The sequence below is a fragment of the Enterobacter cloacae complex sp. P12RS genome, assembly GCF_014895875.1.
GTDB classification, from domain to species: Bacteria; Pseudomonadota; Gammaproteobacteria; order Enterobacterales; family Enterobacteriaceae; genus Enterobacter; species Enterobacter bugandensis.
Genome location: NZ_JADBQO010000025.1, coordinates 62,858 through 82,615, shown reverse-complemented (window position 1 = coordinate 82,615; position 19,758 = coordinate 62,858). Strand labels below are relative to the sequence as shown.

At 56.9% G+C, this 19,758-nt stretch carries 16 protein-coding genes; 2 read left to right on the top strand and 14 right to left on the bottom strand.

Features of this window, described 5'->3' with window-relative positions:
- Nucleotides 1–116: 116 nt before the first annotated feature.
- From IM284_RS15560 to IM284_RS15505, 12 genes are all read right to left on the bottom strand, one after another.
- A complete protein-coding gene (locus tag IM284_RS15560) occupies nucleotides 117–1,106 on the bottom strand; it encodes a hypothetical protein (RefSeq protein WP_047367785.1) in 990 nt (329 codons plus the stop codon).
- Nucleotides 1,107–1,177: 71 nt separating this feature from the next.
- Nucleotides 1,178–1,660 (bottom strand): type VI secretion system tube protein Hcp, encoded by a 483-nt coding sequence (locus tag IM284_RS15555; RefSeq protein ID WP_008502640.1) that lies wholly within the window; start codon nucleotides 1,658–1,660, stop codon nucleotides 1,178–1,180.
- A gap of 177 nt (nucleotides 1,661–1,837) precedes the next feature.
- Nucleotides 1,838–2,260, bottom strand: coding sequence for a T6SS amidase immunity protein Tai4 family protein (locus tag IM284_RS15550; protein WP_047367786.1), 423 nt, complete (start codon nucleotides 2,258–2,260; stop codon nucleotides 1,838–1,840).
- Between the two features lie 338 nt (nucleotides 2,261–2,598).
- Nucleotides 2,599–4,098 (bottom strand): type VI secretion system contractile sheath large subunit, encoded by a 1,500-nt coding sequence (tssC, locus tag IM284_RS15545; protein WP_006810956.1) that lies wholly within the window; start codon nucleotides 4,096–4,098, stop codon nucleotides 2,599–2,601.
- A gap of 3 nt (nucleotides 4,099–4,101) precedes the next feature.
- A complete protein-coding gene (gene tssB / locus IM284_RS15540) occupies nucleotides 4,102–4,626 on the bottom strand; it encodes a type VI secretion system contractile sheath small subunit (RefSeq protein ID WP_047368116.1) in 525 nt (174 codons plus the stop codon).
- 75 nt (nucleotides 4,627–4,701) lie between these two features.
- Nucleotides 4,702–5,718, bottom strand: coding sequence for a type VI secretion system protein TssA (gene tssA, locus IM284_RS15535; RefSeq protein ID WP_047367787.1), 1,017 nt, complete (start codon nucleotides 5,716–5,718; stop codon nucleotides 4,702–4,704).
- A gap of 11 nt (nucleotides 5,719–5,729) precedes the next feature.
- Complete coding sequence (gene tagF, locus IM284_RS15530) at nucleotides 5,730–6,446, bottom strand: type VI secretion system-associated protein TagF (protein WP_028013492.1); 717 nt, start codon at nucleotides 6,444–6,446, stop codon at nucleotides 5,730–5,732.
- Nucleotides 6,447–6,462: 16 nt separating this feature from the next.
- Nucleotides 6,463–10,083: a type VI secretion system membrane subunit TssM gene (gene tssM, locus IM284_RS15525; protein ID WP_047367788.1), complete on the bottom strand. Its 3,621-nt coding sequence runs from the start codon at nucleotides 10,081–10,083 to the stop codon at nucleotides 6,463–6,465.
- A gap of 2 nt (nucleotides 10,084–10,085) precedes the next feature.
- Nucleotides 10,086–11,324, bottom strand: coding sequence for a DotU family type VI secretion system protein (locus tag IM284_RS15520; RefSeq protein WP_028013493.1), 1,239 nt, complete (start codon nucleotides 11,322–11,324; stop codon nucleotides 10,086–10,088).
- 17 nt (nucleotides 11,325–11,341) lie between these two features.
- Entirely contained in the window at nucleotides 11,342–12,685 is a 1,344-nt protein-coding gene (gene tssK / locus IM284_RS15515; RefSeq protein WP_041909533.1) for a type VI secretion system baseplate subunit TssK, read from the bottom strand.
- Between the two features lie 28 nt (nucleotides 12,686–12,713).
- Nucleotides 12,714–13,217: a type VI secretion system lipoprotein TssJ gene (gene tssJ, locus IM284_RS15510; RefSeq protein ID WP_028013495.1), complete on the bottom strand. Its 504-nt coding sequence runs from the start codon at nucleotides 13,215–13,217 to the stop codon at nucleotides 12,714–12,716.
- 23 nt (nucleotides 13,218–13,240) lie between these two features.
- Complete coding sequence (locus tag IM284_RS15505) at nucleotides 13,241–13,735, bottom strand: hypothetical protein (protein ID WP_028013496.1); 495 nt, start codon at nucleotides 13,733–13,735, stop codon at nucleotides 13,241–13,243.
- Nucleotides 13,736–14,721: 986 nt separating this feature from the next.
- On the opposite strand from IM284_RS15505, the gene IM284_RS15500 reads away from it, so the two are divergent.
- Complete coding sequence (locus tag IM284_RS15500) at nucleotides 14,722–17,010, top strand: FdhF/YdeP family oxidoreductase (RefSeq protein WP_047367789.1); 2,289 nt, start codon at nucleotides 14,722–14,724, stop codon at nucleotides 17,008–17,010.
- Between the two features lie 23 nt (nucleotides 17,011–17,033).
- Nucleotides 17,034–17,930, top strand: a complete 897-nt coding sequence (locus tag IM284_RS15495) for a LysR family transcriptional regulator (protein ID WP_047367790.1) — start codon at nucleotides 17,034–17,036, stop codon at nucleotides 17,928–17,930.
- Here the strand turns inward: IM284_RS15495 and IM284_RS15490 are convergent.
- Together IM284_RS15490 and IM284_RS15485 are read right to left on the bottom strand one after the other, a co-directional pair.
- Nucleotides 17,909–18,667, bottom strand: a complete 759-nt coding sequence (locus IM284_RS15490) for a phosphate/phosphite/phosphonate ABC transporter substrate-binding protein (RefSeq protein ID WP_047367791.1) — start codon at nucleotides 18,665–18,667, stop codon at nucleotides 17,909–17,911. The genes IM284_RS15495 and IM284_RS15490 overlap by 22 nt on opposite strands.
- On the bottom strand, nucleotides 18,660–19,631 hold the full coding sequence (locus tag IM284_RS15485; RefSeq protein ID WP_047367792.1) for a fatty acid desaturase: 972 nt from the start codon (nucleotides 19,629–19,631) through the stop codon (nucleotides 18,660–18,662). The genes IM284_RS15490 and IM284_RS15485 overlap by 8 nt, the downstream gene beginning before the upstream one ends.
- Nucleotides 19,632–19,758: the final 127 nt, after the last annotated feature.

Here is a 19,758-nt window from a genome sequence, read left to right as displayed (position 1 = left end):
AAGAAGTAGATTATATTAAGTTTCGTGTCTTTTAAAATAACGAGAACTAACTAGATCCATGATTACGACAATTTAGAATAAAACTACGATCAGAAATAAAAGAATATTTTCTACATTCACCATAGTTTATCCATTACATATTCCGTTGCTCCACCGGCTACTTCGCCACCAACGTATCCACCCGCAGCGGCGCCTACCACGGAACATGCGAGCAACCCTACACCACCTGTTGCCACTCCCAATGCAACACATACGCCAGCGCCAGCCATGGCTCCATATTTTCCGCCATAAATCCCGCCCGCAAGACTTGCACCGAATTGACTGTACTTCTTAACGGCGACTTTGGAGCAATTCTGCTCTCTACCTACTGTACAGGCATCATAAACTTCATTGGTTGTGTTTGCACCAGCGAAGCCGATAGCAAGCCATCCTCCCATTTTCAGGTAACGGGCAGCTTTTGATGCATTGTCTACATATGTTGAATACCCTCGTATCGAGGCAACACCTGCGGTACTCCATTCGTGGACAATTGACCTGCTTGATAAACCTAAAGCGTGCTTGATTTCTTCATAAGGTTTCAGTTTCAGCGTTAGTCTGGAAAGCTTATTTAATAAAACGTCCAGCTCAGAAAAAAGTTTTTGTCTCTCAACAAAAAACTGCTGCCCGATCAATGTCCCTTGCGTTCTGTATTGATTTTGATAAGCCAACTCAATAGCTTTTAATTTCTTTTCTATTTCGCTAAAGTACCTTTCACCCGCATCAGCAACCACCCCGAGGGATTTATCCATAAAATTTGTTAATGCTGCGATGGTATTAAAATGTTTATTAAAGAAATTGGCCTCATCTGTATTTAGCTCTGACAAGGCTCCATTAACCTTTTGCTTTGCATTTTGTAATTGTTTTAGCTGAACAGTATTCTCAGCACCGGGGGTATTAAGAATTAATATTTGCCCTGGCTTCAACCATGCTGTATCCCTGTTGATTTGCATAAAGTAACGCGCTGCTTCACTATCAGGTTTACTGAACAGAAGTCTGGCCTGGAAATCTAATGTCCCCGCCTGCTGCACAACGCAATAACCCGGGGGAATCATTGATTTTACGCTCATAATTCATTCTCTAAAAAATAAATAAGCTTTCCGAATAATGACCGGGGATATCTCCCCGGCCATATGCGCAATTACGCTTCTTTGTTTTCTTTGATATTCCAGCCAGCGCTGCTTTCAGCACCTTTACCACCCGACGTGGTCTGCTCCCAGTACTGCTGTTTCACTTTCGCAGCCTGGAATGCATAGGTCACACCCACGGTGTCGCCGTTGTCTGCACCGGTGTACTGAACGGAAGTCACCAGCACATCTTCCAGCGTAATGCGGGAGTATTCCACCTGCTGACCGCCCGCTTTACAGACGGACAGCTCAACTTTAGTCAGGTGTTTACCGCTGGCGCAGTGTTTCAGGATAGCGGTGGTGGATTTGTCGATCAGTGCGTTAACGTGCAGGTCGTTAAAGTTAACTTTACCGGCACCGCCGCCACCGCCAACGCTCATATTACCTGGCTGGGACGCGCCCCAGGAGAAGGAGGTAATGTCAGTCCAGCCGGTGTGGTTAGAATCTTTAGATTCGCCCGTAACACCCTCGACCTTCAGAAACATATCAATAGCCATAATATCTACTCTTCGTGGATGAACAATATTGCTTTCGAAAAAGCCCTTATATGGCAAACAGGAAAGCATGGGGCTGAATAAAACCGTCCATATTTTACCTCTGCCTCATATCAAACGACCCATGTCATTTGACAGTCTTACATTCCCCCTGAATGAAAGGAAAGAATGTGAAGTCTTTTACTCTTGTGGATTATCCTGTAACCAGGTGCGGTCAGGATTTCCGATGATTAACTGAGGTGCAAGTTCGTTAAGTTCGTCGCTGTGATAAAGTCGTAAACAGTTTAAGGTTACGCCTTTGACATCGGGTTTTCGCTCTGAATGAAATCCGTTAATTTGATTTATATATTTGCCAATGAGGACATTCACTTTATCCGTGCCATTTTCGGCATCAAAAGGAATCCATTCAATGAATGCACTCGCACTGCGAGCCGCATCAGCAGAAAACTTACTGCCTTTATCTGCCACCTGCGCAAGGCAGCGCGCCAGAACTAAATCTTTTAAAACCTGCCGGTATGTTTGCTGATGATAAAAATCAGGATAGCTATTTCCGGCATTTACATAAGAAGTCAAAAACACGAGGAGATAACCCAAATATTTCATCTGATATCCTTTTCTATATACTCAGTAACACACTGACCAGCATGAGGAACTAACATTTCTCTTTCCGCTTCTCTGCAACAACGTATATACCTATCGCTAATGCATTAAGTCCAGTACATAAGGATCCATGCATTACGATTTGCCGGACATCGTCCGGCCAGTTAAATATAAACAAATAGTAGCCAGATACTGTCACAAATAGCATGAATGAAATAATGAGCAATGTATAACTGATTAAATAGCTGATGAATTTTCTTGTTATCGTTTTTAAAGGTAAATTCATTAGCTATCTCGAATTAACAGTAAAGCTGCCGGCCCCTGCGGGCCGGCAATCGTCATCACGCGTCTTTCGTCTTCAGCGACGGCAGTTTAGAAACAAGACGCAGAGAAACGGTCAGACCTTCCAGCTGGTAGTGTGGACGCAGGAAGAACTTCGCGGCGTAGTAGCCCGGGTTGTCTTCGATTTCCTGCACCTGCACTTCCGCAGCCGCCAGCGGTTTGCGGGACTTGGTTTCCTGGGAGGAGTTAGCCGGGTCACCGTCGACGTAGTTCATCACCCAGTCGTTCAGCCAGCGCTCCATCTCTTCGCGCTCGCGGAAGGAGCCGATTTTGTCTCGCACGATGCACTTCAGGTAGTGGGCAAAGCGGCAGCAGGCAAACAGGTACGGCAGACGGGAGGCCAGGCGCGCGTTGGCGGTCGCATCCGGATCGTGATACTCGGCCGGTTTTTGCAGAGACTGCGCGCCGATGAAGGCGGCAAAGTCGGAGTTTTTGCGGTGTACCAGCGGCATAAAGCCGTTTTTCGCCAGCTCGGCTTCACGGCGATCGCTGATGGCGATCTCGGTCGGGCACTTCATGTCCACGCCGCCGTCATCGCTCGGGAAGGTGTGGCACGGCAGGTTTTCCACCGCCCCGCCGGACTCCACGCCGCGAATCGAGGTGCACCAGCCGTACTCTTTGAAGGAACGGTTGATGTTGGCGGCCATCGCATAGGCCGCGTTCGCCCACGAGTAGCTGTTGTGGTTTGCGCCGTCGGTCTGCTCTTCAAAGTCAAAGCTGTCCACCGGGTTGGTGCGAATGCCGTATGGCAGACGCGACAGGAAGCGCGGCATTACCAGCCCCAGATAGCGGGCGTCTTCGGATTCACGCAGGGAACGCCAGGCGGCGTATTCGGTGTTCTGGAAGATCTTGGTCAGATCGCGCGGGTTGGCCAGCTCCTGCCAGGACTCCATCTGCATCACGCCCGGCGCGGTGCCGGTGATGAACGGACAGTGCGCCGCAGAGCCGATGCGCGCCATTTCCCCCAGCAGCTCAACGTCCTGCGGGCTGTGGTCGAAGTAATAGTCGCCGACGATGCAGCCAAACGGCTCGCCGCCGAACTGACCGTACTCCTGCTCGTAGATTTTCTTGAAGATCGGGCTCTGGTCCCAGCCCACGCCCTTGTAGCGTTTCAGGGTGCGGCCCAGCTCCTGCTTGGAGATGCTCATAAAGCGGATCTTCAGCATCTCGTCAGTTTCGGTATTGTTGACCAGGTAGCTCAGGCCGCGCCAGGCGCTCTCCAGCTTCTGAAACTCTTCGTGGTGAATAATCTGGTTCACCTGCTGCGAGAGCTGCTCGTCGATACCGGCAATCAGGTTCTGAATGGTGCGGTAGGTGTCGTTCGAGAAGGTGACGGTATTTTCCAGCGCCTGCTGCGCCAGAGTCTTGACCGCACTCTCCACGGCGGAGCGGGCCTGATCGGTTTTCGGGCGGAACTCTTTGTTCAGCAGCGCGCTGAACTCATCCTGGCTGAACGCCTGACCCGCCTGCTGATCGTGTTGTTGAGTCTGGTTGCTCATCGATTATTCCTCGCTACCTTTCGCACTTTCGTCATTTTTCGGCAACTGGCTCAGGGATTTGAGCAGCGTCGGATCCTGGAGAATTTTTGCGATCAGCTCTTCCGCACCGTTTTTGCCGTCCATGTAGGTCAGCAGGTTAGAGAGCTGCGTGCGCGCCTCCAGCAGCTTGTTCAGCGGCTCAACCTTGCGGGCCACCGCGTCCGGCAGGAAGTCGTCCATGCTGTCGAAGGTCAGATCGATATTGAGCTTACCTTCGCCGGTCAGGGTGTTATCTACCTGGAACGCCACGCGCGGCTTCAGCGCCTTCATGCGTTCATCGAAGTTATCGATGTCGATTTCCAGGAATTTACGCTCGTCGACGGCTGGCAGGTTTTCCACCGGCTTGCCAACCAGATCGGCCATAACGCCCATCACAAACGGCAGCTGAATTTTGCGTTCTGCACCGTAGATCTCTACGTCGTATTCGATCTGCACGCGGGGAGCACGGTTGCGTGCGATGAATTTCTGTCCACTGTTACTCATTGCCATGATGTTCTCCATCAAAGATGCGCGGTGAAGGTGAAACGACAGGCTCCATGCCTGACGTCATAATGCCTGGACGCGCTATTCGCGGCGCCCAAAGATGTTTTCCAGTTGGTTAACGCCGTCTGGCGCCAGGTCGCGAATAATGTCCATAAAGTTAAGTTCTGACAGCCGCTGCACCCGTTCAATCATCAGCGGTGCGGGATGGCTCGGTTCGTACTGCGCGAAATACTGCTTCGCTTTTTCCAGCATTAGCTGCGCGTCGGCGCGGCTGGTAACCTGCACGCTGCGCCAGTCGGTGACCGGCTGAACGGGATGCGCTGCCGCAGGCTGCGGCTCAGCGTGCTGTTCAGCCTGCGCTTCACGGTTCGGCAGCAGCTTACTGATGTCGGTCACCTGACAGGCGCTGGCGACCAGCCCCACGGTTTTCAGCAGCTGCTCCATCTCGGGTACGCCGCTTTCACCGAGATGCCCGGTGAGCAGCTCGCGGATGGCCAGCAGCCGTTCGTTAATCACAATGACCGCTGCGGTCCCCGGCTGGTCGCCGCGGGCCAGTTCGTCAATCAGTCTTGGACGGCCGCCGGGATAGTCCGGACATTCGGTTTTACTGCCGTCCAGCAGCGCCTGGGCGTCACGAAGCGAAATTTCATCGCCGTTTGAACGCAGCAGCGAGGCGTTACGTACCGCGACGGTGAGCTCGGATTTATCGCTCAGCCCTGCCAGAGCGTTAATGCGATAGAACGGGTCGGTTTCGCCATACTCTTCCAGCAGCGGATAGAGCGGCTCCCAGTAGCGCGCGATAGCCTCCTGCACCAGCAACAGCCCATCCGCGTAGCCCGCAAGACCGCGACGGCGGGTCCAGGCGTGGGTCAACGCCAGCATCACGCGAAGATCTTTGGTGCGGCTCAGCAGGCTGGTAGCGAATTTTTCTACCGTGTTCCAGTCCGCAGGCTCTGCCGGGATGATGGTGTCGCCAAACTGTTGTTCCGCTTTGCCCTGACTGGCCTGGTTCATCGCCTGGAAGTCAGCGTCATATTCCAGATTGTCGCCACAGGGCTTGTCGGGACTTATTGGCGCGAGAAATTCTTCGATATTCATGAGATCCCTGCTTATTCAAACATAGGCGGATAGAGACCGTGACGCCCCGGGCGGGCGCCCCCTGCCGGGTCGAACAGTAGGGTAAAAAGCTGCCCGGTGAAGTTGCCGCTGTGAACGTGGGTGTACAGCGGGTAACCGTCGCAGCGGTTGGTCCACCAGTAGCTGGTCTGACGCAGCGGGTCAAAGCACTCTGCCGCCTGCGGCCAGCCCAGCGTGCTTTGGCCGTCCTCGTCGTAACCAATGACGTCGAGGATGTCAGAGCGCTTCTGCGGCTCGACGGGCTGCGGCGCCGGAATGGACATCAGCATCTCATCCAGCTGCGAGGCGGAAAAGCTGTTACGCACCGCGTGCAGCCCCAGACGACCAATTTGCTGATACCAGCTCTCCGCCTGGCTGAGCAGGCTGGTCGACCACTCTGACGGGGCGAAGCTCAACTGAATGCAGACCGGGTACTGTCGGCCAACGCTGTCGCGGCCGGGCAGCAGGCAGCCCATCTGGATCATCTGGCTGCCCAGCATCGGCGGGACGACGAAATTCCAGACCGGAGCTTTGGTGAACTGGCGCTCGCCGCTGCGCTGCTCTTCCTGCTGCCAGGCCAGCAGGCCAACCTGAAACCAGTGCGACCACTGGCGCTGTAAGGTGTCAGGAAAGCGACGCTGCAGGAAATCTCCGGCGCTGGGTAATTTGCCATACCAGCTGTAGCGGTTCATCGCAGGGGTATTCGTCATACGGCTGTCCTTGCGGTTATGGGCATGAAAAACGGGGAAGCTGGAACGGGTTGCGGATGCTGTTCGGCGCAAACTCCAGCGTGACCTGATGTCCGTCGACGTTGAAGGTGGCCTGACGGCTCAGGCTTCCCGCGCCCGGGCTGGTGCTCGCTTTGTCAAAAAAGCGGTTTAGCGCCCAGGAGCCGTTGGTCACAAGCGTCGCGGTGCTGCCGTTAGCCAGACCCAGCTGCATACGGACCTGGTTGGTGCCGCCCGGCCCCGGCCAGTTCATGATCTGCACCGCCTGCGGACCGTGGCTGTAACGCAGCAGCTGGCCGTCGACATCCAGCGTCAGGTTCAGAATGGTGTTATCCATTCGCACGGTGCGAACCGTCACCTTGAAAGACGGCGTGGTTGCGCCGTTAGCAAAGAAGGCGTCGCGAATCGACTGGGCCTGCTGGAACGGCCTCAGCAGCCCTTCGCTGCCCGGCAGGGTTTTACCGTCGATACCCGGCATAAAGCGCCAGTTTGCCTGCGTCGTATCCACTTTGCTGGTCAGGTTGTCGCGAAAGAAGGTATCCATCAGCCCGGTGCCCGGCGCGAACATGCGGGCGAGATCGTCCGGGGTGACCTCAGTGCTGGCGCTGCGCACCAGCGGGTAGCGACCGGCGATCGCCTGACGGCAGAAACCGCCGACTTCGACGTTGATCCGCTTACGCACGTTTTCCAGATCGCGGCGCTGGGTATCGCTGCTGGCCCCCACCGCCATGTTGCTGAACATGGTTTGCAATCCGCCCGGCAGTCGACCGGCGCTGGCCTGCAGACGGCTGATCGCCTCGCCGCCCGGTGCCGGCATACCGCTGTTGGCGGCATCCTGCACGGCGGTCAGGTAACGATAAAGCTCATCCACCTGCTTGAGAAAATCGTCAAACACGATGGTCTTGCCACCTTTTTCCAGCGGCTGGGCCAGCTCAATCATCGGCGCGTAGTGGTCCGTCACCAGCTGCTCCGGCGCCTGAGTAATCGCGGCGGCCTGCGTCGGAGCATTGTCATTATTGCTGAACAGCGCTTCCAGCGTGCGGGTGGCGCGGTTGCTCTGCGCCTGCGCTTTATCGGCATCTTCCGGTGCCGGGGTATCCCGGGAGAGCGTCAGCACCTGGCTCAGGTTCTGCACCAGACGGCGCAGGGGCGAGTTTGCGCCAGAGAGCAGGCGCGCAGTGTTGATGCGCTGGGAGAGATCGGCGCTGTTGTTAAGCTGGATGTCGGCGAGAAAGCGATCCCAGTTCGCGATAAAGTCGCGCATGTAGAGCTGGCGTACGGCGTTATCGATCTGCTGTTTATCTTCCTGCGCGGTCGCGGCGCCCAGCACCCAGGCGTCGTCTTCATGCAGAGCGGTCGTTACGCTGTCAATCTGGCTGTTAAAGCTTTTCCAGTAACCGTCCGGCGTATAAAGACCCGGCACCCCTTCGCTCACCGGCTTACCGCTTTTGCGGGAAAACACCAGTTCGCTCTGTGGCCCGCCCAGGTCGGAAAGGGAGACCGGTTTGAGGTTGTCGTCATGTTCCAGCAGGCGCTTCAGGCGACCGTAGACGCGGGTTGAAAGCGGCTGCTGGTTGATCAGCGCTCTTTCACGCGCCACCAGGGATTCGTCCTGCGCGTACGGCGAGGCCTGAATTTTCGGCTCCAGCAGCTGGGTGAGATGCCATTCGAGCTGCTGCAGCTGCGCCTTCGTGACGTTTTGCGGCAGGTTGCGCTGCAGGTTGAGCATCACCCAGGAGTGCAGGAATTTGCCGTCGTAGTGCTTCGGCTGATAGAGCATCTGATAGGCTTTCAGCGCCTCATAGCTGTACTCCACGTCGCTGCCGTTGTCGTTGCGCAGCCAGGTGGTGATGTGCATAGCAACGGCGGGCAACAGCAGCTGATCCAGCGCCTTCTGGTACAGGGACTGCGAAGCATCGCTGACGTCATCCCCACGGTAAAGCCCCATGCGGCGGGAGACTGGCGGATCGTTGACATCAAACGCGTCGCTTTTCGGCAGGTCCACCAGGCCATTCAGCAATGGCAGCAGATCGAACAGGTCACGCTGCGGCTGGTTCTGCAACGCTTTGCTCTGCTGATCCAGCAGCGGCACCTTCGCATCCACCTCTTCCAGATAGGCCTTGTTTTTAGCATAGCTGGTCAGCCACAGCCCGCCGAGGATCGCCAGCAGGGCCAGCAGCGCCGCGTAGCCGGACCAGATCACCGCCCGGTTGCGCAGTTCCCACCAGCGGTTTTCCCCGGCGATCCCGGCTTCCTGGAAAATAACGTTTTGCAGCAGGTTCTTGATGAAGAAACTCTGGCCCTTCGCGCCCGGGATTGGGGCTTCTTTACTGACCGAATCCCAGTTATCGCGCTCTGCCCCTTCCGGCAGGGAGAGCGCGCGGTTCAGTTCGCCCATTACGCGGTCAAACGGCATGCCTTCCTGCGTCCCGCTGGCGAAGTAGATCCCGCGCGGGGAGAACTCAGTTTCGAAGTTGGAGCGCGCAAAGACCGTGCTCAGGTAGTCCGCCAGCAGCGGACGCAGTGCAGCGAACTCCTGCGGGAAGAGATACGCTTCGGCGCGGGTTTTCGCGTCATGCTCTTTGAGCATGGTTTCCGGCAGCCCGGCATCGAGGCGCTGCTGCAGCAGCGAAAATTCCTGCTGGAAGTTGCCCATCAGGTCGTAATCGGCGTGTTTGGTCTGCTCCCACGGCAGCGTGAAGCCCCAGATCTGGTCGCGCTGCGCTTTATCGTAGTCGGCAAACCAGGCGCGGAAGCCTTTGAGGAGGTCGGCCTTGGTCACCATCACGTACACCGGGAAGCGGATACCCAGCTGTTCATGCAGCTCAGACAGGCGCTGGCGCAGGTTCACCGCCTGCTGGCGGGACGCCTCGGCAGACTGGGTCAGCAGGTCCGAAATGCTGATCGTGACGATGACGCCGTTGATCGGCTGGCGGCGACGATACTTGCGCAGTAGCCCCATGAACTGCAGCCACTCACCGGCATCCTGCGCCTGCTCGCTCTCCTGGGTGGTATAGCGACCCGCGGTGTCCAGCAGCACGGCCTCGTTGGTGAACCACCAGTCGCAGTTGCGCGTGCCGCCAATACCGCGCAGCGCGGTCTTACCAAAACGGTCGGCCAGCGGGAACTGCAGCCCGGAGTTCACCAGCGCCGTGGTTTTACCGGAGCCCGGCGCGCCGATAATGACGTACCACGGCAGTTGATAGAGATATTGCGTGCTGAAGCGCTGGGTCCACTGGGCGCCCTGGCCCGCTTTGCTGAAGTGCGCTTTTTTAAGCATCTGCGCGGCTTCATCAAAACGGCTGGCGAGGATCTGCTCCTCACTGTTCAGGCGCTGCTGCGGATCCGCCGCCTCCGGGCTGGTGGTGTTCTCGTTGAGCTTGTCCATCAGCTTGCGGTTCAGCCAGGCGTTATAAAGGCGCGGCAGAATATGGCCCTGCGCCCACAGCAGGTAGACCACGGCGATACTGATGATGCGGTTCTGTTCGGATTCGAGCGGTCGGGTGTCCACGATGGACAACAGCGGGCCAATCATCCAGATCACCGCCGCCAGCGCCGTTACGCCGAGGAAGCTCCACAGAATGCGGTTGGTCAGAATGGAAAGAAGTGTAGTCAGCATCCTTAGTTTCCTTGCGGCAATCCGTTCAGCTCGGCCTGGGTGTTTTCAGGCGACACCAGCAGAGTAATTTCCACACGGCGGTTACGGGCGCGGTTTTCCGGCGTCGTGTTCGGCGCCACCGGGTTAATCTCGCCCCGCCCTTCCGCCTTCACGCGGCCAGGCTGAGAGAGGCTTCCCTGCAGCATTTTCTGTACGGAGCGCGCGCGTTCCAGTGAGAGCTCGTAGTTAGAGGCAAAGCGCGCACTGCGGATCGGCACGTTATCGCTGTAGCCCACCACCAGAATTTTGCCGCTGACGTTGTTCATCGCCTGCGCAATGCGGTTGATGACCGGTTCATAGCGGTCACGCACGACGGTCGAGGCGGAGGCAAACAGCCCGTCGCCCTTCAGGATCACGACGCTGCGATCTGCCTGGTCTTTTACCGCCACCAGGCCCGCCTCAATTTCAGGCTTCAGGAAGCCGCGCAGGTTAAGCACCGCGGGCAGCTGACGCGCCGGCTGCTGGATGGTGGTTTCCGGCAGCTGGGACTGATAAATCTTCGCCAGCACCGGGTTGGTGTTGTCGCCAAGGCGCCAGTTAAGCACGATATAAAACAGGCAGGCGATAAACCCGGCCAGCGCCACGCAGGCCCACAGGGGAACCATCGGCCGCCAGAGCTTGCGCAGCACCGGACGATCTTCCGGATGGGGAGAAAGCGGCGGCGGATAGCTGCCGCGCACGCCGCGGATCATCTGCCACAGCCGCTGCTTGATGGTTTCAAGCTGGGTGCGGCCGTTGTCCAGCACCCGATAGCGCCCCTCGAAGCCGAGCAGCAGGCAGTAGTTGATCATCTCCAGCAGCAGGATATGCTCGCGCGGGTTCTGCGACAGGCGCGCCAGCAGCTGGAAGAACTTTTCGCCGCCCCAGGTTTCGTTATGGAACGTCACCAGCAGGCCATTGCTGGACCAGACGCCGCTGCTGCCCCAGGGAGTCAGCGCGGCGGCCTCGTCCAGCGCCGTGCACAGGCAGTAGCGCGCCCCGACGATCACTTCGTAGGGCAGCCCCGCCTGCTGGCAGCGGACTTCAAAACGGCGAATCTCATCGATCAGGCGCTGGCGTAACGCCACCTGATCGTCATGTGATACCGAATGACGGATCTGCGGAATCGCGTTGAGCAGCGGATTGGCGGCCGCCACCAGCTGATTGTTGCTACTGGCTCCGGTAAACGCGGCATCACTGCCGCTATCCTGTCGTTCCTGCATATTAAGCGCTCGCTTTATTATTCTGTCGGGCTACGGATGGCCCAAAACTCCATATCCAGCCCCGGGAACTCCCCTGCAAGGTGCAGGGCGAATGCGCCGGACTTATCCATCTCGTGCCACAGCTCGCTGCCCTTCTCCAGCTCGAAGTAGCTGTAGCCGGCATGCCACGGGATCTGCGGCGGCGCGACCGGCATGGCGCGCAGCATAATGCCCGGCAGCTGCAGCTGAACCAGATCGCGAATTTTCGAGACCGGGGCAATTTTCATCTGCGCCGGGAAGTGGGTTTGCAGGTGTTCGCCCGGCACGTTGGCTTTCACCGCCAGCACGAAGCCGAATTCGCGCACCATGCTGGTTTCAGGAACGGTGGCGATGTTCAGGCCATGCGAGCGCTCGTTAAGCGGCAGCTGAATGGCGTGGTCTTCCATCACCAGCGACAGCCCCTGGCGCAGCATCAGCATCAGCTTGCTGAAGCAGTTCGCCAGATCGTCGTGATCGTAGATCGGCAGCACGCTCTCGGTGGTGCGCTGCGACGTCCAGGTCGTGAGCTCGGTGGCAAACGGCAGCCAGCTGCGCCAGAGCGTTTCCGGGTGCAGCAGCGGCAGCGTTTTTAAATGTGAAACCTCGCCCAGATGACGGTTCACGAGCGAAAGCAGCGTAAATTCAATCAGTTCAGAGGTGTTAAAGCGGCCAGGCTGACGCAGGCGGCCGCCAATCTGCTGGCTGCGCTGCACCAGCAAACCGTGCAGATCGTTGATCATGCTGTAGATCTGCGGGCTGTTATTGGCGTTCAGCATCGGCGGGATGTAGCTGTTATCCAGCCGCACGTGGTTGTCGTTGCGTTTTTCAGTCACAAACGCCACGCCGATGGATGTCCATTCTGCCGTGAGGTCTTTTTCCAGCATCAGCGTCAGGCGCAGGCGGCCAAACTGGACGGTGGCATCCCCCACCGACATGGCGTTATCGTCCTCCACCTCCTGCTCAAACGCGACGAAGCGGGCCAGTGAGGCAGGCTCTTCGCTGAAAATCACCTCTTCCCGCTCGCCACGACGAACCGGCAGCGCGAGCACCACCTTTTCGTTGGTGAGATTGTCAGGAATTTTTAGCGGCGCGGGACCATTGCGTCCGTTGCGGACCTGGAAAAAGGTGCCGTCCGGCAGTAACCCGCTGCAGTAGCTCAGGGCAATACAGCCCTGGCGAAGCATCGCTTCGTCCAGTTCTACGTCGAGAAAGCCCCAGAGATAGGAACGCTGCAGCGCACCCCACTCACGAACATGGTTGAGCAGATAACTTTCAGTCCGCTGAAAATGGTGTGGACGCAGGAACATGCCTTCGGTCCAGACGACCTTTTCTGCTTTGGTCATGATGATGTGTTTCCTGTTGTGAAGCGCGTTACTGGCTGATGACCCGAATGCCGTTTACGTCGAGAAAAACGTTGGCCTGGAGTTCATCCGCGGACCATTTCCAGAACTGGTAGATATGATTTTCGCCTGGCACAGGCAGCGGGAGTGAAACGCGCCATTTTTTACCGTCCAGCTTCTGATATTCCGCCATCACGCCGATATAACGCGCCTCAGGATCGCTCTGACCGCTGAGGGTTTTGGACAGCTGTCCCGGCATCAGGAAGAAAACGTCGCTGTTCAGCAGATTCGCGCCAAGCGTTGCTGACGCGTTGTTCTGCAGGGAATAGAAGTCGCTGGACATGAAATCCGCATCGGATTTCAACAACAGCACCCGGACTTTAAGTGGCGCAGAATCATTGATTTGTGGATGAGCCTGAAACTGCAGATTGTAGCGGGAAGGGTCGCTGTGTGAAGACGACGTACAACCACTGACAAGGGCGAAAATCGCCGCGTAAAAGACTAACCACAGCCGATGAAACTTTTTATTATTCATAAAAATACGCCCACGAAAGCCGTTTAGTTCAGGATCCAGGTACCGTTAGCGCTGTCTTTGCAGGCTTTGCTGTTGCCATCCACATCGACGCAGGTCGCTTTTTTACGCACCTTAGGACGAATGGCCTGTTTGCGGACGGTGGCTTCGTACTGGTCGGCTTTGATAACGGCACGCATCGGGACGTAGCCAATCAGCTGGTCGTTCCCCTCATCGGCGAGCGCCATCCAGTAGTGTTCAACCTGCCCCAGCACTACATAGGTTTTTCCGGTTTCCAGCGTACGGATAACCTTTCCGCCAAAATCAGGACGGCTCATCAGGGAGGCCGGGTACATGGCACGATAAGGCTCGTTGAGCTGGGTGAATTCCGTTGGCGGCACCACGGCGTGACGGTGGGTCAGGGTGACACCGTTGACCTGGCTGGTCACGATCGTGTCGTCAGTGATTGCCGGTTTCTGTGGCGCTTTACAGCCCGCCACCGCCATTACAAACAGAAGTGAAAACAGTACGCGCATTTTCATATGCTTTTCCGTAGCGATATTTTGATGATGGAGATAAGGGGATGAAATTTGACTTAGGTGCTATTGTTAAAATAGTCAGGATAATTTCGGGGTGTTACTAATTTAAAGGCATAGCTACCGCACGAGCCCTTCAGAATAAGGCCCAGCGTCTTCCTGACATATTTTGACAAACGGTAAACAAGTTTACATGAGCTTTGCTTCAATTCAATATTTACCGCATCGTAAGTGGTGGTAATTGAAGCAGCCAAAACATTATAGGATTAATCTGATAAAAAAACCCGACATGGCCTGGATCTACTTATTTCAACACCTTATAATGATATAACACACTGTTATTAAAGCATAAAATTCAAAAGAGAACGGATTTTATTAACGCAATAATGCTATTATCGCCACTACCATAATTAGTAGAAATGTCGTTTTGGTGATATCAGAAGAAGATATCGACGATGAATTATTTGTTGCACTAACAGGGTATGTTTAATATTGCCGCATCACCTGACGACACCATCGCTATTTAACTTATTGACTGCTTGACTGCGCCTTTAATTTCACGGCTCAAAATAACTTATATTTCATGTTGTGATAATAACCCTGTAAGTGATTATACATTTCCATTAATCATTAAGCCTGAGTAAACCTTCTCGTCACTATTTCGAATACCGACGTTGCTACAGCGCCTGTCATCCGCCATGTTTCCACTTTTGAGCGGCCGTCTCTTTCATTCGAAATTTTACCTGCGCTACATGCTTTCCCTCTCGACGCTATCTATCCTGCCTACCGGATGATAGATACAATTTATTATTAAAATGATAAAATTTCGTTATAATTTCTTTAAATAGTTGCATGCCAACATTTTTAACTCATTGTTATAAAGATAATTACAGGCAAGAGCCGTAACTCGACCTCGTGGATTTCCATCTCCGCCAGTCATTGCTTTTGCTTATTACCCAGCCGTTGCGCGACCAAACACGTCAGGAGTCAGTATGAACACGAAAAGACGCTCAGTTCCCGGTATCAGACACTACGATGGTCCTGCCGGCGGCTGGGGCGCGTTGAAGGCGACGGCCATTGCGGTACGTACCCAAATGGATACCCTGGACGCTCCCGCGACGCTGCTGCGTACCAACCAGCCGGACGGTTTTGACTGCCCCGGCTGCGCGTGGCCCGATAAAGAGCACAAGTCGACATTCCAGTTCTGCGAGAACGGCGCGAAAGCGGTAACCTGGGAAGCGACCAGTAAGCGCGTGACGCCCGATTTTCTGGCGAAAAACAGCGTCTCCTCGCTGCTGGCTAAATCGGACTTTGAGCTGGAAGGTTACGGTCGTCTGACGCATCCCCTGCGCTATGACCGGGCCAGCGATACCTTCCGGCCCGTCGCCTGGGACGAGGCGTTTCAACGCATCGGGGAAATATTGCGCGGGCTCGAACCGGACCAGGTCGAGTTCTATACTTCCGGGCGCGCCTCTAACGAAGCGGCGTATCTGTTCCAGCTGTTCGCCCGCGAGTACGGCACCAATAATTTCCCGGACTGCTCGAATATGTGTCACGAGGCCACCAGCGTCGGCTTGCCGCGCTCCATCGGAATTGGGAAAGGCACCGTCTCGCTGGACGATTTCGACAAGACTGAGCTGGTGATCTCCATCGGTCACAACCCCGGCACCAACCATCCGCGAATGATGGGTACCCTGCACGAGCTGGCGCGTCGCAATGTGCCGATTATCGTTTTCAACCCGCTGCGCGAGCGCGCCCTCGAACGTTTTGCCGACCCGCAAAGCGTGATTGAAATGGCAACCTATGGCTCTACGGACATCGCCTCGACCTACTTCCAGGTGAAGGCCGGGGGCGATGCCGCCGCGCTGAAAGGCATTGCTAAACACCTTCTGGAGATGGAGGCCGAACGCGGTGACGTGCTTGACCGCGCGTTTATTGCAGAACACACCCGGGGTATTGAAGATTTTGCCGCCGATATCGCGCAGACCCGCTGGGACGACATTGAGCGCGAGTCGGGGCTCAGCCAGGCGGCGCTCAAAGAGGTGGCCGAGGCCTATGCCAAATCAAACGCCACCATCATTACTTACGGAATGGGGATTACCCAGCACAATAAAGGCACGGCGAACGTCCGCCTGATTGCTGACCTGCTGCTTCTGCGCGGGAATATCGGCAAGCCCGGCGCGGGGATCTGCCCCCTGCGTGGCCACTCTAACGTTCAGGGGAACCGGACCGTCGGGATTAGCGAGAAGCCTGCCCCGGCCTTCCTGAACCGCCTGAAAGAGGTGTTTGGCTTTGAGCCCCCTTCCCGTCACGGACACGATGCGGTGCAGGCGACGCAGGCCATGATCGACGGTCGCGCAAAAGCGCTCATTTGCCTCGGCGGTAACTTTGCCGTCGCGATGCCCGACCACGAGAACGGTTTCCCGGCGATGGGTAACCTGGATCTGAGCGTGCACGTCGGGACCAAGCTGAACCGTACCCATCTGCTGGTGGGCAAAGAGACCTTTATTTTCCCGTGCCTCGGCCGCACGGAGCTGGATATGCAGGCCACCGGCCGCCAGTCCATCACCGTCGAAGACTCTATGTCGATGGTGCATGCTTCCTCCGGCAAGCTGAAACCCGCCTCGCCGTTGCTCCGTTCGGAGCCTGCCATCGTCGCTGGCCTCGCAAAGGCTACCCTGCCGGAAACACGCGTGGACTGGCTGACGCTGGTCGAGAATTACGACCGCATCCGCGATTTGATCGAGCAGACCATTCCGGGCTTTGAGAACTACAATGCGCGGATCCGTGTTCCCGGCGGCTTCCGCATGCCGCTGCCTCCGACACAGCGTATCTGGCCGACCGCAACGGGCAAAGCGATGTTTTCGGTATTCGACGGCGTACAGGAAAACGCCAGCGGTGAAGGGGAGCATGTGCTGCGCCTGATCACGCTGCGCAGCCACGACCAGTACAACACCACCATTTACGCCATGGACGATCGCTACCGTGGCGTATTTGGCCGCCGCGACGTGCTGTTTATGAACGAAGAAGATATGGCGCAGTCAGGGCTGGAACACGGCGATCGCGTGGATATCGAAACCGCCCTCCCCGGCAGCGCGCAGCGGCTGGAAGATATTACGGTGGTGGCGTACAACATCGCCCCGGGCTCCGTCGGCGCGTATTACCCGGAGGCCAACGTGCTGGTGCCGCTCGATTATCTCGATAAGGACAGCGGTACGCCGTCGTATAAATCAGTTCCGGTTCGCATAACCCTGCGCTCGAAAGAGATCCGCATGCTGTAAGGCTTTACGCGCAGAGAAGAGTGATGGACATAAAACAGTTAAAATATTTACTCGCGCTCGACGAGACCCGCCACTTTGGTAAAGCGGCATTGCGGTGCAACATCACCCAGCCGACCCTCTCCATGCGCATCCGCAGCCTGGAAGAGGAGCTGGGGCTGGTTCTGATCGTGCGCGGGCAGCGTTTTGAAGGGTTTACGCCGGAGGGAGAGCGCATCCTCGCATGGGCGCGCGCGCTTCTTGCCGCGCACGACGGATTGCAGGCGGAAGCCGCGCTGTGTAAAGGCCAGGTGGTGGGAGAATTACGTCTGGGGATGGTGCCGCTGGCGAGCGTGGATCCGATGATCTTTATCCGCCTGCTTACGCAAAAGTACCCGGAGCTGACCTACAGCCTCTATTCTATGTCTTCGGCGCAGATTGCCGACGGCGTCAGCCGCAATCAGCTTGAGCTGGGGATTTGCTACCTGAACAGCATCGACACCAGCCTGTTTGACATTATTCAGCTTCCTAAAACGAAGATGGGGCTGCTCCACGACACCCGTCATTTCCAGCTCACCCCGGAGACGCTGACCTGGCACGACCTGACGGATTTTCCGCTGGGGTTCCTGACCAAAGGGATGCACTACCGGGCGCATATGGAGGCCAGCTTTAAAGCTGCTGGCATCGAACCGACGGCCGTTTTTGAGAGCGACTCCACGTTCCAGATCATTCAGGCGGTGCAAAGCGGCGTGTGCTGCGCCGTGATGCCGCTGAATAACGGGCTGGAAGCCCTGAACGGCACTTTCAGGATTGTCCCCATCGTCGACGCGAACATTGAGGCTCCCATCGGCCTGATTATGCGCAGGCAGAAACCCGTCTCTTCGCTGGCGCTACGCTGTTTTACCGACGCGCAGGCGATTTATCACGCGGGCAAGGAGGCGTAAGCCTGGCGCGACACCACGCTGAAACCGCCGATCAGCACCGCGGCGCAGACCTTCCGGTATTCCGGCGCACTCACCAGCTCGCGCAGCGCATCGCGAATGGCGCTGAGCGTTTCGGGGGACGTGCGTCGCGACGTGATTAATGGCAGCCCTGGCGTCAGCGGCGTTCGATCGAACGCCGCCAGCCCCGCAAGCCGTTCCGGCTCATGACGCTCCAGCAGCGCCCAGGTCACGCAGTCGATGGCGGCGATATCGCTCTTCCCGCGCTGCACATCAATCAGCGACTGACGGTGGCTGCCGCTGAAGGACGTTTGTGAGAAAAATGGCCCGTCAACAATCAGGGGAGCCACCTTTTTTCGCAGCGCGTTATAGCCGGACTGCGAGTCTTCCGAATTACAAACCGCCCGACGTCCGCGAAAATCTGCCAGCGTGAGATGCCTTTCCTCCGCGCGCGCTACCAGAAAACTGCGGTACTGGCTCCCTTCGCAGCCCGCGGCGGTGTAGTGAAAACAGCCCACCACCTGTACCTCCGGGAGCTGCGTCACCAGCGGGTAGCCGCATGTCTGGCTGAGGATAAGCTCTGGCTGCTGCCAGTGGGCCAGCAGGTCAGACTCCGGCCAGCCGGGAGTACGATCGACGAGCACGCCACGCGCGGCCAGCAGATGCTGCACCGCCAGCCAGAGCGCGCGGGTATCGCCGCGATCCACGGCGTACATGGGAAACGCCAGCAGGTTACTCATACCTCTCCTCCTGTTGTTTTCCGGGATGGACGGTGACCTCCACTGGCCGGGTCCAGAACTGGCGTAGCCATTCACCGTAGCCCCGGACCACAAAGCCGTGGTTACGCTGCCGGTACGCCTCCCGGTTTTGCCGGTAGATCGTCGGCAACCCGTACCAGGGAACGCCCGGTAAATCGTGATGAATAGAATGGTAGTTGAGATTCAAAAACAGCACCCGCCAGACTAGCCCGGCCTCGTTAATGACCGAGCGCGCGAGCGGATCGTCCGCCGCCCGATGTTCGTAGAACGAGCGGACCTTGGTCAGCGCCAGCGCCGGATAGCTCACCGCCAGCACAAACCAGACGGGCGAAAAGCCGTGATGCACCATCCACGCGAAAAGTGCCGCCAGTAGCAGAGAGTGAACCAGCCACATCGCCATCGCCCGCAGGTGAAAACGACGAAACGCCGCCCCGGCGCTGCCCAGCGTCTGGACGATATCCAGCAGCGGCGCCAGCAGAAGCCGCCCGGCAAAGGTATTCCGGGCCCGGATCAGGCGCTTCTGCCACGGGGAAAAGCGCGCCCAGCTCGCCTCGGTAAAATAATACGACTCCGGGTCATCCGCCGGAAAGGTCAGGCTATCGTGACGGTGATGGGCCAGATGGGAATCCCGGTACAGGCCATACGGATACCAGACCGCCAGCGGGAGCGTGCCAAACAGCTGGTTAAGCCGGGCAAAACGGGTGGGATGCCCGTGGATCAGCTCGTGCTGCAGGGACATGTACCAGGCGGTAAACCAGATAAGCAGCAGCGTGGCGGGAAGCAGGCCGAGCGTTTGCCAGAACGTTAGCGTGGCAAACCAGCCGGTATAGATAATGACGATCAGCAGCCACGTAGGGAGTTCACTTCGCCACAGAACCCCAGATGCAAGTCGGTGGATATGATTGCGCTGCTGCGGATGTAAATAGAGGGTGCTTCGTTTACTCATTCCTTCAGACGCCGTTTCGCCAGAGACAATGCTCTGACGATCGGGGATAACGCCTGAAATGACAAAGAACTTAAATCGCTTTGCTTTGCCGGAAACGCAGGGTCACGCCCGGCTTGACTTATTCTGT